12 protein-coding genes and 1 riboswitch are annotated in these 15,273 nt (G+C 68.1%); of the genes, 8 read left to right on the forward strand and 4 right to left on the reverse strand.

The window, feature by feature from the left end; translation table 11 throughout:
• Positions 1–11: 11 nt before the first annotated feature.
• Entirely contained in the window at positions 12–1,229 is a 1,218-nt protein-coding gene (ftsY, locus tag AB4089_RS01935; protein WP_441407630.1) for a signal recognition particle-docking protein FtsY, read from the forward strand.
• A 98-nt stretch (positions 1,230–1,327) separates the two neighbouring features.
• Here ftsY and AB4089_RS01940 read toward each other — a convergent pair whose 3' ends face one another.
• Positions 1,328–3,061 carry a hypothetical protein gene (locus AB4089_RS01940; protein ID WP_441407631.1) on the reverse strand — a complete coding sequence of 578 codons (1,734 nt, stop codon included), beginning with the start codon at positions 3,059–3,061 and terminating at the stop codon, positions 1,328–1,330.
• Positions 3,062–3,198: 137 nt separating this feature from the next.
• A complete protein-coding gene (locus AB4089_RS01945; RefSeq protein ID WP_441407632.1) occupies positions 3,199–4,449 on the reverse strand; it encodes an MFS transporter in 1,251 nt (416 codons plus the stop codon).
• Between the two features lie 248 nt (positions 4,450–4,697).
• Between AB4089_RS01945 and AB4089_RS01950 the strand changes: the two genes are divergently transcribed.
• Complete coding sequence (locus AB4089_RS01950; protein WP_441407633.1) at positions 4,698–6,068, forward strand: ammonium transporter; 1,371 nt, start codon at positions 4,698–4,700, stop codon at positions 6,066–6,068.
• Complete coding sequence (locus tag AB4089_RS01955; RefSeq protein ID WP_028276847.1) at positions 6,065–6,403, forward strand: P-II family nitrogen regulator; 339 nt, start codon at positions 6,065–6,067, stop codon at positions 6,401–6,403. Before AB4089_RS01950 ends, AB4089_RS01955 begins: the two co-directional genes overlap by 4 nt.
• Positions 6,404–6,525: 122 nt before the next feature.
• Here the strand turns inward: AB4089_RS01955 and AB4089_RS01960 are convergent, their stop codons facing one another.
• A complete protein-coding gene (locus AB4089_RS01960; RefSeq protein WP_441407634.1) occupies positions 6,526–7,914 on the reverse strand; it encodes a glucose-6-phosphate dehydrogenase in 1,389 nt (462 codons plus the stop codon).
• A 152-nt stretch (positions 7,915–8,066) separates the two neighbouring features.
• On the opposite strand from AB4089_RS01960, the gene ffh reads away from it, so the two are divergent.
• Positions 8,067–9,656: a signal recognition particle protein gene (gene ffh, locus AB4089_RS01965; RefSeq protein ID WP_441407635.1), complete on the forward strand. Its 1,590-nt coding sequence runs from the start codon at positions 8,067–8,069 to the stop codon at positions 9,654–9,656.
• Between the two features lie 70 nt (positions 9,657–9,726).
• The gene (locus tag AB4089_RS01970; protein WP_441407636.1) at positions 9,727–10,461 is read left to right on the forward strand and encodes an alpha/beta fold hydrolase; all 735 of its coding nucleotides are present in this window, start codon (positions 9,727–9,729) and stop codon (positions 10,459–10,461) included.
• On the opposite strand, the gene thiC is transcribed toward AB4089_RS01970, so the two are convergent.
• On the reverse strand, positions 10,458–12,278 hold the full coding sequence (gene thiC / locus AB4089_RS01975) for a phosphomethylpyrimidine synthase ThiC (protein WP_441407637.1): 1,821 nt from the start codon (positions 12,276–12,278) through the stop codon (positions 10,458–10,460). The two genes, AB4089_RS01970 and thiC, sit on opposite strands and share 4 nt — an antisense overlap.
• Positions 12,274–12,381: riboswitch (TPP riboswitch) on the reverse strand. Its footprint overlaps the gene before it by 5 nt.
• A 78-nt stretch (positions 12,382–12,459) precedes the next feature.
• On the opposite strand from thiC, the gene AB4089_RS01980 reads away from it, so the two are divergent.
• The 3 genes from AB4089_RS01980 to AB4089_RS01990 all read left to right on the forward strand — a co-directional run bounded on the left by AB4089_RS01980 (position 12,460) and on the right by AB4089_RS01990 (position 15,002).
• Positions 12,460–12,960: a GNAT family N-acetyltransferase gene (locus AB4089_RS01980; RefSeq protein ID WP_441407638.1), complete on the forward strand. Its 501-nt coding sequence runs from the start codon at positions 12,460–12,462 to the stop codon at positions 12,958–12,960.
• 3 nt (positions 12,961–12,963) lie between these two features.
• Positions 12,964–14,046: an amidohydrolase family protein gene (locus tag AB4089_RS01985; RefSeq protein ID WP_441407639.1), complete on the forward strand. Its 1,083-nt coding sequence runs from the start codon at positions 12,964–12,966 to the stop codon at positions 14,044–14,046.
• Positions 14,047–14,126: 80 nt separating this feature from the next.
• Positions 14,127–15,002 (forward strand): VOC family protein, encoded by an 876-nt coding sequence (locus tag AB4089_RS01990; protein WP_441407640.1) that lies wholly within the window; start codon positions 14,127–14,129, stop codon positions 15,000–15,002.
• The last annotated feature ends 271 nt before the right edge of the window (positions 15,003–15,273 follow it).

The following is a 15,273-nucleotide window of genomic DNA, read 5'->3' on the forward strand; positions in this document are numbered from 1 at the left end:
AAGCTAGGGGAGTGAACGACATCCTCCCCATTATTCTGCCCATTCTCGCTGTCCTGGTGGTCCTCGGCCTGCTGATCCCGGTGCTCATGAAGACCCGGAAGACCACCAGGAAGTATCTCGGCCCGCGGGACGAAAACGACCCCGTGCAGGCTCCGGGGGCCGGAACCCTGGTGGAGGACCGTCCCGCGTCTGGCCCGGCGGCACCGGCAAGGACCGCGCCGGACTCCGTCGGGCTGGACGAAACCGAAGTTGTCGAGGTTCCGGACGACGCCGCCGGCCTGGAAACCGTGCCCGTCGAAACCCCGCTGCCGGTGGCCGGACGCCTCGCCCGGCTGCGCGAGCGGCTGGTCAAGTCCAACAACGTCCTGGGCAAGGGACTGCTGGCCCTGCTCTCGGCGGACAAGATCGACGAAAACGTCTGGGATGAGGTCGAGGAAACCCTCCTGCTGGCCGACCTCGGCACCGAGCCGACCATGCAGCTCGTGGACGCCCTCCGCGAACGCGTCAAGGTGATCGGCACGCGGGACCCCGAGCACGTCAAGGCCCTGCTCCGCGAGGAACTGATCAAGCTCGTGGACCCCACCATGGACCGCAGCCTGAACATCGAGCGGCATGACGGCAAGCCTGCCGTCATGATGGTGGTGGGCGTCAACGGCGTCGGCAAGACCACCACCGTGGGCAAGCTCGCCCGCGTGCTGGTAGCCGAGGACAAGGACGTGCTGCTGGGCGCCGCGGACACCTTCCGTGCCGCCGCCTCCGAGCAGCTGGCCACGTGGGGCTCGCGCGTCGGCGTGCCCACCGTGAAGTCGGACATCGACGGTGCCGACCCGGCCTCGGTGGCCTACGAGGCCGTCAAGGCCGGCATCGACCAGGAAGTCGACGTGGTCATGATCGACACCGCGGGGCGCCTGCAGAACAAGGTGGGCCTCATGGATGAGCTCAGCAAGGTCAAGCGCGTCATCGAAAAGCTTGCCGAAGTGGACGAGGTGCTGCTGGTCCTGGACGCCACCACCGGCCAGAACGGGCTCAACCAGGCCCGGGTGTTCTCCGAGGTGGTCAACATCACCGGGATCGTCCTGACCAAGCTGGACGGCACCGCCAAGGGCGGCATCGTCGTCGCCATCCAGAAGTCCCTCGGCGTCCCGGTGAAGCTGATCGGCCTGGGCGAAGGCGCGGACGACCTCGCGCCGTTCGATGCCGAAGGCTTCGTGGATGCGCTGCTGAACTAGCTCGCTGGGCAACAACACGCTGGGCAACAAAGAGTGCCCCGGTCCTTCAGAAGGACCGGGGCACACTTTATTTCCTTGAAGTAATTGCCTTGTAGCGGCTAGTACTTGAAGTTCAGGACCGTCACAGTTCCGGCGGTCAGCTTGAACTGCTGCGCCTGGGACTTGTACGCGAACCCCGGCACCGTGGCGCGTTTGGCGACGGGCGTCGGCTCGGTCTTGGCGCCGTCGATGACGGTCTTGTCCTCGGCACCGTAGCTGGGGCCGCTGAGCTGGGTCATGGTTCCGGTCACCGGCTTGCCCGGCAGGTTCAAGGTGACGTCGGTCTGCGCGGCCTTTTCGGGGTCGTTTTCGTTGACGATCACCACGCTGGTGCTGCCGTCGGCGTTCTGCAGCGCGTAGCTGAACACCAGGCCGCCTCCGGAGCTGTTCAGTTTCATGAACTTGCCGGACTCGAGCTCGGCCACCATGGAGAGTCCGAAGAAGTTGGCCCGGCCGGACATCTGGCCGTTGCCGAAGGGGTAGGCACCGGCGCTGCAGATGGCGGACAGCGGCGGGCCGCCCTTGCAGGTCTGCAGGGAGCTGTGGAACCCGATCCGTGTAATGCCCAGCTGGGCGGCATTGAGGGAATAGTCAGCAGTCCACAGGGCAGAGGCGTGGGTGCGGGAGGTTTCGTTCGAGCCGGGGCAGGCCGCGATCCCGGTTTCCGGGAGCCACGTTTCCAGGCCGGCCGCCTGGCCGACCTTGACGGCTGCCTTCTGGTAGTCGGCGGCACGGTCGTGCATCAACGGGCTCATCAGGTTGGCCAGGGTGGGTGAGGCCTTGGGGTCACTGCCGTCACAGCTGTAGAGGGGGTAGTTATGGAACGAGAGGATCTTCTTCTGCGGAATGTCCGCATCGATGAACGGCTGCCACCACTTCTGGTCATAGGCGCCCGGGCCGGAGATGGGCACGTTGGGCGCCACAGCGTAGATGGCGTTGGCGTAGTCCTTCAGTTCCCGGACGTACTGCTCGATGCTGTAGCCGCTGCCGGTCTTGACGTCGTTGAAGACGTAGCCGTTGGGCTCGTTGCCCACCGTGATGCTGAGGAGCCGGTCGCCGAGGATCTGCGAGGCGTTCTTGGCAAAATCTGCCGCCCGTGCAGGGTTGTAGTGGCCCAGGTCCACTGTGAGGCTGACCTTGGCGTCCCCGGCCTCAAGAAGCGTCTTCAGCCGGGCCAGGTCTGCCGGGCCAACGGCCTTGACCGGGCGCGTTTTGTCTCCCTTGTAGTCGGCGGGGACGGCCTCGCCGGTGGACGTCCAGAAAAAGCGCCGGTCCACGGAATTGCCGCCAAAGCGCAGCACGGGCTGGTCGATCTCCTTGAGGAGCTTGACCATCGTCGCGTTGTCGCCGCTGAGGTCCGGATCGGCAAGGTCCGTGGCCTCCAGGGAGATTCCCGTCATGCCTTTGTTCAGGGACGTGCCCACGAGGTCGCTGGAGACGTCGACCTTGAGGGGCTCAACTTTTTCCAGCGGTGAACCGGCCGGCGGGCCCGGCTGCTGATAGTAGGTGACCGGAGGTCCCACCTCGGCGGGGGTGGGCGCCGGCGCAGACGCGGACGCGGTCTCGGAAGCGGCTGGCGGGGCCGCCGTCGGGTTGCCGAGGGTGAGTGGAACCAGCACCGCCGTTGCGACGGCGACGATTCCGGCGCCGGCGATCAGCAGCGTGCGCTTCCTGTGGCCCGCGGATTTTCCCGTGGGCTGTCCCGGTGTCTTTCCTGGTGGTTGTCCGTCATTCGCGGGATCGGCGGGGTTGGGGCTGTCGGCTTTCCCGGGGGAAGAGTCGAATCTGGCCATGGGGGATTACCTCCGGAAGTTTGTGGCGCGTGCCCCCAGCTTAGCCAAGGGCGGCCGTCGCCGCTGACCAGACCCTGCTGGACATCCGTCACGGACGCGGCGCAGCGCACGCCGGTCCGTGGCGGCAACGCCGCAGGTCAGGCGCGTTCCTGGGCCGGCCGGCGGAACGTTTCGCGGGCCGGCAACCACACGGCGGCGGCGGCCAACAGCATGCCGCCCGTGACTCCGAAGGCCCATCCGTAGCCCAGCCGGTCCGCCAGCAGCCCCGCCACCACTGGCCCCACGATCGCCCCGCTGTCGGAGGCCATTTGAAAGACCGCGAGGACGCGGCCGCCGGAGCGCTCGTTGCCGATCACGTCCGCGATGGCGGCCTGCTGGGCCGGGCCCAGCAGCCCGGAGCCAATCCCGGCGCACGCGGAGGCGAGCAGGAACCAGGGCAGCTGGTGCGTGAACCCGATGGCCGCGGTGGCCGTGCCGGTGACCAGCAGCCCGGCCAGCAGCAGCGGCTTGCGGCCCAGGGTGTCCGCGAGGCGGCCGGAGAACGTCAGGGCCACCGCGTTTCCGCCGGCAAACACGGCCAGGGCCCAGCCGGCCGATTCCGGGCCCGCGCCGAGCGCCGCGACGGCGAAGAGCGGCACCGTGGCCATCCGCACGCCGAAGGTGGCCCAGCCGTTGGCGAAGCTCGAAAACAGGCCGGCCCGGTAGGCGCTGTCCCGCAGCGCGTCCTTGAGTTCCATCGCCGGGGCCTTCGCTCCGGCCGGGCGCGAGGCGGCCGGGACGTGGCTGAGCTGGGTCTGCACCACGAGGGCTGCCAGCACCAGGGCCGCCGCGTATGCAAGGAACGGCACCCGCAGGCCAAAACTGGCGAGCAGGCCGCCCACGATCGGGCCGCAGACGTTGCCGATCAGGAACGCCGAGGCGTAGGCCCCGGAGACCCGGCCGCGGCTTTCCGGCGGCGCGAGCCGGACCACGAGCGCCATCGACGCCACCGTGAACATCACCGAGCCCGCCCCGCCCAGACCGCGGAAGACCAGCAACTGCCAGTAGTCCTGGGCGAACGCGCACGCCGCCGTCGACGCCGCCACGATCAGCAGGCCCGCGACGTAGACGGGCCGCTCGCCCAGCTTCACGATCAGGGCGCCGGCGGCCGGGGCGAAGACGAGCCGCATGAACGCGAAGATGCTCACGATCACGGCGGCCGCCGTCGCGCCGACGTCGAACGTGGTGGCGAACTGCGGGAGAACGGGTGCGACGAGGCCAAAACCGATGGCGATCAGGAACGCCGCTACCAGCATCACCTTGATGTCCCGGGGCAGCCGGGAGCGCCCCGGGTCCGGGGAGGGAACCGTGGCTGCGGCTTCGCCGGCGGGGCGGGAGGTGTTGCTCATGATGCGTTCGTCCTTGGCTGATGCGGGGCCGGCTGGCGGCGGGTCTTTCAAACGCGGAATTAAAACGATGAAACATAACCGTAACAAGTGTGAGATGCACCATTTACGTCCGGGAGGTTCTTGTAACAACCCGGCAATCTAAATCCTCCGCCAGCGAAACACAGCCCCGCGAAACTCGTTGTAGAACGCAAATAATGCGTTGGGACCGGCGGACTAGTCCGCACCTATTGCAAGAGAGGACGTAGACCATGGAACTCACCGCAGGTCTCGTTTGGCTCCTGGTCGCCGCGGCACTCGTGCTGTTCATGACCCCGGGCCTGGCATTCTTCTACGGCGGCATGACTCGCGCCAAGTCGGCTTTGAACATGATGATGATGAGCTTCGTCGCCATTGGAACCGTGGGCATCATGTGGGTCCTGTGGGGCGCTTCGATGGCTACGAGCAACGAGGACAACTTCTTCCAGATCTTCGCCAACCCGTTCAGCCACTTCGGCCTGCACGGGTTCACCGAACCTGCTGATCTGCTCAAGGTCGGTTACGCAGCCACCTTCGCGATCATCACGGTGGCCCTGATCTCCGGCGCCGTCGCTGACCGCGCCAAGTTCTCCGCCTGGGTGGTCTTCACCCCCATCTGGGCCACCCTCGTCTACGCACCTCTCGCGTTCATGGTGTGGGGCGGCGGGCTGTTCTCCGCCAGCGGCTGGTTCGGCCAGACGTTCGCGCCGGTCATCGACTTCGCCGGTGGCACCGTGGTCCACATCAACGCCGGCGTCGCGGGCCTGATCCTGGTCCTGATCATTGGCAACCGCAAGGGCTTCGGCAAGGACCCGAACCACCGCCCGCACAACATTCCGTTCGTCATGCTCGGCGCCGCCATCCTGTGGTTCGGCTGGTTCGGCTTCAACGCCGGCGCCGCTGCGACCGTGGAGCAGGCCGGCCTGATCTGGATCAACACCCTGGCCGCCCCGGCCGCCGCCATGCTCGGCTGGCTCGCCGTGGAACGCTACCGTGACGGTCACCCGACGTCGCTCGGTGCCGCCTCCGGCGTGGTCGCCGGCCTGGTCGCCATCACCCCGGCCTGCGCCAACGTCTCCCCGCTCGGCGCTATCGCCCTCGGCGTCGTGGCCGGTCTGGCCTCCGCCCTCGCCGTCGGCCTGAAGTTCAAGTTCGGTTACGACGACTCGCTCGACGTCGTCGGCGTCCACCTCGTCTCCGGTGTCATCGGCACCGTGGCGATCGGCTTCCTCGCCACCCCGACCCAGGGCGCTGCGGGCTTGTTCTACGGCGGCGGCACCACGCAGCTGGTTGCCCAGACCCTCGCGGCCCTGATGGCCATCGCCTTCACCGCCGTCATGACCTTCATCATCGCCTTCCCGATCCACAAGCTCATGGGCTTCCGGGTTTCGCAGGAACAGGAAGTCGTCGGTGTGGACCTGAGCCTGCACGCAGAGACCGCTTACGAGTTCGGCGTCGGCGGGCACGGCGGCAGCTTCCAGCCGCTGCACGAACTGATCACCGGCAAGCCGCAGGTGGAAGAAGGCACAGTCTCCGAAACGCCGGTGGACGTCTCGTCCAACGGCAAGCACAACGCAACGGGTAAGGAAAGTGTGGGGGCATGAAACTGATCACGGCAATCGTCCGTCCGGAAAAGCTTGAGGCTATTCGCGAAGGCCTGGAGGCCTACGGTGTGCAGGGCCTCACGGTCAGCGCAGCCAGCGGCTACGGCCGGCAGCGCGGCTACACCGAGGTGTACCGCGGCGCCGAGTACAACGTGGACCTCCTGCCCAAGATCCGGGTCGAAGTCCTGGCCACCGACGAACAGGCAGACGACATCCTCGATGTCATCATCGCCAGTTCGAATACCGGCCGGGCCGGCGACGGCAAGGTCTGGACAATGGATGTGTTCGAGGCTGTCAGGGTCCGCACCGGAGAGCGCGGTTCGGCAGCGATCTAGCTGCTCCCCGCTCCGCCCCGGTACTGGGAACAGATAACGCGGCGCTGACACTGCGGGCCGGATGCCTGAGGCATCCGGCCCGCTTTGTCGTGTCCGCTGCTCTGCTTAGTTGTTCCTAACTGCTAGGCCGGCCAGCCGTCCGGGCCCGCGGTCCCGGCCGGGTATTCCTCCAGCGGGACGTGCCCCGCGGTCCAGGACTTCAGCACCGGCGCCAGGATGCGCCAGCAGTCCTCCGCCGTATCGGCCCGCACCGAGAGCAGCGGGTCACCGGTCAGGACGCCCTCGAGCACTTCGCCGTAAGGGAGGAGCCCGGAGGCGCTCAGCTCGGCCTGCAGCGTGGCCCGGTCCAGGCTCAGGACATCGCCCGGGCCGTTCACGTCGACGTCGAACTGCAGGGTGTCCGGGCCAAAACCGATCCGCAGCTGGTTGGGGGCGTCCACGCCGGTGAAGCCCTTGGGCAGGTGCGGCACCGGCCGGAAGGTCACCACGGCCTCCTTGCGCTTCTTGCCCAGTGCCTTGCCCGAGCGGAGGATGAACGGCACGCCCTCCCAGCGCCAGTTCCCGATCTGCACCTGAACCTCGGCCAGGGTCTCGGTGCCCCGGGCCGCGTCCACGCCGTCCTCCTTGGTGTAGTCCGGAATTTTCCGGCCGTCGATCGAACCCGCGGTGTACCGTGCCCGGCGAGTGCTTTGGCGGTACGGGGCCTGGATGCTGCTGGCCCGCAACACCGTGGCCACGGCATCGCGGAGGTCGCGTTCATCCACGGAGGCCGGTGGCTCGATGGCCATGAGCGCCATGATCTGCAGCAGGTGGCTCTGGATCATGTCGCGGAGGGCGCCGGCGCCGTCGTAGTAGCGGGCGCGGCCCTCGAGGGCGAGGTCCTCATCGAAAATGATCTCGATCTTTTCGATGTGCTGCCGGTTCCACACCGGCTCCAGGAAGGTGTTCGCGAAGCGCAGGCCCAGGATGTTCAGGACCGTGGCCTTGCCGAGGAAGTGGTCCACCCGGTGGATGTGGTCCTCCGGGACCAGTGCGGCCAGCGTCCTGTTCAGGTGCCGTGCGGACTGCTCGTCCGAGCCGAACGGTTTCTCCATGACCAGCCGGGTGCCCGCAGGCACGTCCTCCGGCACGAGCGCCTCGCACGCGAGCTGGCTGACGCGCGGCGGGAGGGCGAAATAGACGGCCACGGGGCCCTCCAGCCGGGCCAGCAGCGCGGCGAGCTGGCCCTCGGCCGTGACATCGAGCTGGTGGTAGGTGCTGTCCTGGCGGATCCGTTTGAGTTCCCGTTTGCCGTGGGCGTCGGCCTGGGCGTCCTCGTCCGCGAAGCAGTCCTCGACGCGGCCCAGCCACTGCTCCGGCGTCCAGGGGTCCGATCCGGCTCCGGCCAGGGTGAGACCGTCGGCGCGGCCCCGCGCCACCAGGCGGGCCAGCCCCGGCAACAGGAGCCTGCCGGTAAGATCGCCAGAGGCGCCCAGGATGAGCAGGGTTTTTACAGTTGTTTGGCTGGTCACCTAAGCCAGCATGCCATCTTGAAGGCGCATCTTGGTACCCTAGATAGTCGAGTCCTGTTGTCGTGGCGGTTCGCTCAGGCGAACACCAGTCGCGACGCTGGCGTGCCGCACCGGCCGCCACCTGTACATCCACTGAAAGAAGTGCACGGCGCGTGTTCAATTCACTCTCTGACCGGTTGACAGCAACCTTCAAGAATCTGCGTGGCAAGGGCCGCCTGACCGAGGCGGACGTTGACGCCACAGTCCGCGAGATCCGGCGTGCCCTCCTGGACGCCGACGTCGCCGTGCCCGTGGTCCGGGAGTTCACCGGCCGCGTGCGCGAGCGTGCCCTCGGCGCCGAGGTCTCCGGGGCGCTGAACCCGAGCCAGCAGATCGTGAAGATCGTCAACGAGGAACTCGTCGAGATCCTCGGCGGCGAGACCCGCCGGATCCGCCTGGCCAAGACCGGCCCCACCATCATCATGCTGGCCGGCCTCCAGGGTGCCGGTAAGACCACCCTGGCCGGCAAGCTGTCCAAGTGGCTCAAGTCCCAGGGTCACAGCCCCATGCTGGTGGCCTGTGACCTCCAGCGCCCCAACGCTGTCACCCAGCTGCAGGTGGTCGGCCAGCGCGCCGGCGTTCCCGTGTTCGCCCCGCACCCGGGTGCCACCTCCACCGAGCTGGACCACCCCGCCGGTGACCCGGTCGCCGTCGCCCGTGCCGGCGTCGAGGAAGCCAAACGCACCCTGCACGACGTCGTGATCGTGGACACCGCCGGCCGTCTCGGCGTCGACGCGGACATGATGGAGCAGGCGCGCCAGATCCGCCGCGCCATCGTCCCCAACGAAGTCCTGTTCGTGATCGACTCCATGATCGGCCAGGACGCCGTCAACACCGCCCTGGCCTTCGACGAAGGCGTCAACTTCACCGGCATCGTGCTGTCCAAGCTCGACGGCGACGCCCGCGGCGGTGCCGCGCTCTCCGTCGCATCGGTGACCGGCAAGCCGGTCATGTTCGCGTCCACCGGCGAAGGCGTGGACGACTTCGAGCTCTTCCACCCGGACCGGATGGCCTCGCGCATCCTGGACATGGGCGACGTCCTCACACTGATCGAACAGGCCGAGAAGTCCTGGGACAAGGACGAAGCGGCCCGGATGGCGAAGAAGTTCGCCGACCAGGAAGACTTCACGCTCGATGACTTCCTCGCCCAGATGCAGCAGATCCGCAACATGGGCTCCATGAAGAAAATGCTCATGATGATGCCGGGTGCGCAGAACATCCGGCAGCAGCTCGAGCAGTTCGACGAGCGCGAGATCGACCGGGTCGAGGCCATTGTCCGCTCAATGACCCCGCACGAGCGCGTGGCCCCGAAAATCATCAACGGCTCGCGCCGGGCCCGCATCGCCCGCGGCTCGGGCGTGCACGTCTCCGAGGTCAACGGCCTGCTGGAACGCTTCGCCCAGGCCCAGAAGATGATGAAGAAGATGGCTGCCGGCGGCGGCATGCCCGGAATGCCGGGGATGCCCGGGATGGGCGGCGGGGGCGGTGCCCGCAAGGGAGCCAAATCCGCGCCCAAGAAGAAGGCCCGCTCCGGCAACCCGGCCAAGGCTGCGCAGGAACTGCGCGACGCCGAGGCCCGCCGTGCCGCCGGCGCCAAGGCCCTGCCCACCGGAGCGTCGTTCGGCCAGCAGGGCGGCGACTTCGATCCGTCCCAGCTGAACCTGCCCAAGGGCTTCGACAAGTTCCTCGGCGGCAGCAAGTAGCTGCAGCTGCTGATGCCGCCGGGACTGTGTCGCCGGCGGCATCAGCACTGATGTGCCATAGGGTTAGACAATGTTCAAGCAGCGCGTAGTCTTCGTCCACGGGGATGGCAGCTTCGGCGCCGCCGCGTGGCCCAAGCAGCACGGAATGGCGCTGGACTACGACGCCCTGTTCCTGCGGCGGCACGGTTTTGACGCCGTCGCGGAACCGCTGGAAACCAATTTCGCCGCCGACGCCGCCATCGTGCTGGCGTCGCTGGCGGACGATGGCCGCGGCGAGGCCGGCGGCCATGTGGTGGCCCATTCGCAGGGCGCCATAGCCGCCATGATGGCCGCCGTCGAACGGCCCGACCTCGTCCAGTCGCTGACCCTGGTGGAGCCGGCCTGCCTGTCCTTGACCGCGGAACTCCCGGCCACCGCCGCCCACCGGGCCCTCATGCAGCCGCTCTACGATGTCCGGCACAACCTCAGCGACGAGGACTTCCAGCGCGAATTCATCCGCCGCGCGTTCGCGGCCGCCGCCCCGGGGGCCACGACGCCGGAGGCGCTCCGCGCGGCGCGCCGGCTGCGGCTGCAGGCCCCGCCGTGGGAGGCGCCGCTGCAAATCGTGCCGGGCGTGCCGACGCTGGTCCTGACCGGCGGCTGGGAACCGCTGTATGAGGAAATCGCCGGCTACCTGCGCGAGACCGGCGCCCTGCACCGCACGGCCGCGGGCGGGCACCGGCCCCAGGATTCAACGGACGGCGACCGGATCATCCGATCGTTCATCGCCGAGGTCAGCCGGCACCAGCACGCCCGGGCCTGCTAGCACGCTGCCGGTCCGCCCACGGCAGGCTCCGGCAGGTAGACCTTGCCGCCGGAGGCCAGGAACTCGTTGCTCTTCGCCTGCATTCCGGCCGCCATCTGCGCCAGGGCAGCCTGGGAATCCGCCGAACCATAGTTACCGGTACCGTACTCATCCCGGATGTCCTGGCTGATCCGCATGGAGCAGAACTTCGGCCCGCACATGGAGCAGAAGTGCGCGGTTTTGGCCGGCTCCGCGGGAAGCGTCTCGTCATGGAAGGCCTCGGCCGTCACCGGGTCCAGGGACAGCGCGAACTGGTCCCGCCAGCGGAACTCAAACCGCGCCTTGGACAGGGCGTCGTCGCGTTCGTGGGCGCCGGGGTGGCCCTTGGCGAGGTCGGCGGCATGGGCGGCGATCTTGTACGTGATCACCCCGGTCTTCACGTCATCCTTGTTCGGCAGCCCGAGGTGCTCCTTGGGCGTGACGTAGCAGAGCATGGCGGTGCCGTAGCGGGCAATCTCGGTGGCGCCGATCGCCGAGGTGATGTGGTCATAACCGGGCGCGATGTCGGTGACCAGCGGCCCGAGCGTATAGAAGGGTGCGCCCTTGCAGAGTTCCTGCTGGCGTTCCACGTTTTCCCGGACCAGGTGGAAGGGCACGTGCCCGGGGCCCTCCACCATGACCTGCACATCGAACTCCCAGGCCCGCTGCGTGAGCTCGGCCAGTGTGTCCAGCTCGGCGAACTGCGCCGCGTCGTTGGCATCCGCCGTCGCGCCGGGCCGCAGCCCGTCACCCAGGGAGAACGCGACGTCGTAGTTCGCGAAGATTTCGCACAGCTCGTCGAAGTGGGTGTACAGGAAGTTCTCCTGGTGGTGCGCCAGGCACCAGCCGGCCATGATGGAGCCGCCGCGGGAGACGATGCCGGTGACCCGGTTGGCTGTCAGGGGCACATAGCGCAGCAGCACCCCGGCGTGGATGGTCATGTAGTCCACGCCCTGCTCGCACTGTTCGATCACGGTGTCCCGGAAGATCTCCCAGGTCAGGGCGTTGGCCTCACCGTTGACCTTCTCCAGCGCCTGGTAGATCGGGACGGTGCCGATGGGCACGGGGGAGTTGCGGATGATCCACTCGCGCGTGGTGTGGATGTCATCTCCGGTGGAGAGGTCCATCACCGTGTCCGCGCCCCACTGCGTGGCCCACTGGAGTTTGTCGACCTCCTCGGCGATGGAGCTGGTCACGGCGGAGTTGCCGATGTTGGCGTTGATTTTCACCAGGAACGCCTTGCCGATGATCATCGGCTCCGATTCGGGGTGGTTGACGTTGTTGGGAATGATCGCCCGGCCCGCGGCCACCTCGCTGCGCACCAGCTCCACATCGCAGTTCTCGCGCAGCGCGACGAACCGCATTTCATGGGTGATGACGCCGTCGCGCGCATAGCGCATCTGCGTGACGGTCCGGCCCTCGACGGCGCGGCGCGGCACGGGGCGCCCGCCCTGCCATTCGGCCGACGCCGCACCCCGGCGGACCGCCGACTTGCCGTCATCGAGAAGCGCCCGTTCCCGGCCAGCGTAGGGTTCGGTGTCCGCCCTCGCCTCGATCCAGGGCGCCCGGAACGGCTCCAGCCCGCGGACCGGATCGCTGCCCGGGCCGGCAGTGCGGTAGACCCGGAACGGAGCGTTCGCGACACCGCCCGGGGAGGGTTCCAGGGCGATCTCGGTCACCGGGACGCGGATGCCATGCTCCGGGTCCGCGGTGAAGGCCAGCGAGTGGGACTTCAGCGACTGGGTAGTGACTGCTGACTTGTTTTGGGCAGGGCTGTGCTGTGTTTCTGTGGTGCTCAAAGGATTACTCACTTCCTTCGCCGGCATTACCCGGACAGGTTCAACGGTCGCAGGCTGCGCTAGCCCGATCTCAGCCCCTGCAAGGGCACCCGTGTGGTCGTAGACGAAGCTACCACAGGCCCCCCGGAAGCCTGCCGAGTGTGACGGCACGGGCGTCAGACGGCAGTGTTAGCGTGGAATTGTGACTCTGCCCAGGGCCGTGCCCCGCACCAGGACGGCGACGCCGGAAGACCTCGCGGCGCTGCCGGTTCTCGAGGCCGCGGCCGACCGCCTCCTTGAAGCGGCATTGGGGCACCAGGCGCTCCCGTCCCCGGAAATGGCGACGCCGGTTGAGCCGCTCTTCGTACTGGTCGCCGGAAGCCCGCCTGTGGGATTCGCCCGCGTGGACGAAGTCGGCGGCCACGCCCACCTGGAACAACTCTCCGTTCATCCCGACTCTGCCAGGCGGGGGATTGGGCGGTCCTTGGTTCACGCGGCCATCGACGCGGCCCGGGGCCGGGGCTATGCATGGATGACGCTGTGCACTTTCGCGGACGTTCCGTTCAATGCCCCGTTTTACGCAAGCTGCGGCTTCGAGGAACTCGCCGAGCCGGGGCCGGCATTGGCCGCCCTGCGGATCCACGAAACGCAGCTGGGCCTGGATGGGCTGGGCCGCCGGATCGTCATGCGGATTAGGCTGTAGGCCATGACCAGCATCATCGAGTTCACCGGCCCCATCCTCACCGCGGCGGACCAGGAACGCCGCGGGCTCTGGGCGGTGGACGGCCTGCTGGCCTTCGACCGTCCCGCCGGCGCGCCGGACCGCGTGCTGGACGGCTGGGTCATGCCCGGGCTTGTGGACGCACACTGCCACATCGGCCTTGGCCCGGGCGGGGACGTCTCCGAGGCCACCGCGGAATCCCAAGCCCTGGTGGACCGCGACGCCGGGACGCTGCTGGTCCGCGATGCCGGCGCCGTCCACGACACCCGCTGGCTCCAGCAGCGCCAGGACCTTCCCCGGATCATCCGCTCCGGCCGGCACATCGCCAGGGCCCGGCGCTACTTGCGCGGCCTGGCCGTCGAGGTCGAGCCCGGCGATCTCGTCGAGGCCGTGCGGAAGCAGGCCCGTGCCGGCGATGGCTGGGTCAAGCTGGTGGGGGACTGGATCGACCGCGACGCCGGCGACCTCGCCGCCAGCTTTCCGGCCCGCACGGTCAAGGACGCCATCCAGGCCGCCCACGATGAAGGGGCCCGCGTCACCGCGCACTGCTTCGCCGAAGACACCCTGGATGACATGCTCGACGCCGGGATCGACTGCATCGAGCACGCCACCGGGCTGCTGCCGCGGCACCTGCCGCGCTTCCTCGAACAGGGCGTCCCGATCGTGCCCACCCTGATCAACATCGCCACGTTCCCGGACATTGCGGCGCGGGCGGGGGCCAAGTTTCCCCGCTATGCCGCCCATATGCGCTCGCTGTGGGAGCGGCGCGCCGAGCGGGTCCTCGAAGCCCACGAGGCCGGGCTGGCCATCTATGCCGGGACCGACGCCGGCAGCGTCATTAGCCACGGCCGGATTGTCGACGAGATCCAAGCCCTGCACGCAGCCGGCCTTCCCGCCGCTGCCGCCCTCGACGCCGCCAGCTGGTCCGCGAGGACCTGGCTCGGCGCGGACTCCATCGGCGAAGCCGCAAGCGCCGATGTCCTGGTCACCGCCGAGGATCCGCGGAAAAATCCGGCGACGCTGCGGCAACTTAGGCATATTGTGTTGCGCGGCCACCTCATCCGCTAGGAATAAATTGAAGCTTCAAGTAATTTAACTCTATGAGAGGTCACCGAGAGCCGGTGGCCCTAGAACACCGGAGCGTTTCAATGACCGCAGAAGCCAGCACCCAGGACCTCCTCCCTGCCGAACTCACCATGGGCACTGTGATGCTCAAGGTCGGCGACATGAAGCTCATGACCGATTACTACCAGCGCGCCCTCGGCCTGGAGACCGTGGCCGAACAGGACGGCGGGCTCTACCTTGGCCGCCGGCAGAAACCGCTGGTCCATCTGGCCCCCGCGCCGGGGCTGAACCTTCCTTCCCGCGGCGAAGCCGGGCTGTTCCACACCGCCCTGCTCTTCGAGGACCAGCACTCCCTGGCAGCCACCATTGCAAGCGCCGCCCAGTACGAGCCCCAGTCCTTCACTGGCAGCGCGGACCACCTCGTCAGTGAGGCCTTCTACTTCAATGACCCCGAAGGCAATGGCATCGAGCTTTACTGGGACCGGCCGCGGGAGGCCTGGTCCTGGGAGGGTAAGAGCGTCGTCATGGACAGCCTCGCCCTGCCGCCGCAGCGCTACCTGCAGCAGCACCTGACCGAGGCGTCCGTGACCGGTCAGCGCGAGGCCGCCGCCGGCGTCGGGCATGTCCACCTGCAGGTCGGCGACGTCGCGTCGGCCCATGAGTTCTATGTCGGCACGCTCGGCTTCGAGCAGACCGCGGGCTGGCACGGCCAGGCATTGTTCGTCTCGGCCGGTGGCTACCACCATCACATGGCCATGAACGTATGGAACAGCCGCGGTGCCGGCCCCCGGCGCGACACGCTGGGCCTGGGCGAAGTGTTGATCGAAGTGCCGTCCGGCGACGACGTCGGAGCCTTGGCGGAGCGGCTCAAAGCCGCCGGCGTCGAATCGCGCCACACCGGCGCCGAGTTGCGCTTCGAGGACCCCTGGCGCAACCGGATCCGCGTGGCGGTTCGCTAAGCCCGAGCCCTGAGGGACATGCCCAGCGCAGTTGGCCAGCGGTGGACATGTCCCCATCTGGCTGGCAGGGCCGCGGGACATGTCCATTTGCCGCGCCCGGGAGTGGACATAGCCCCGTTATGTCCGCTGGTCGTGGCCAGCGGAGGGCATGTCCGCAGGAGGTGGCGCGGGATGCCTGGGCCCGCGGTGGACATGTCCCCTTGTGGCTGGCTGGGCCGCGGGACATGTCCATTTGCCACGCCCACGTGTGGACATGGCCCCTATATGTCCA

The sequence above is a fragment of the Arthrobacter sp. 2MCAF15 genome, assembly GCF_052115605.1.
Lineage (GTDB): Bacteria > Actinomycetota > Actinomycetes > Actinomycetales > Micrococcaceae > Arthrobacter.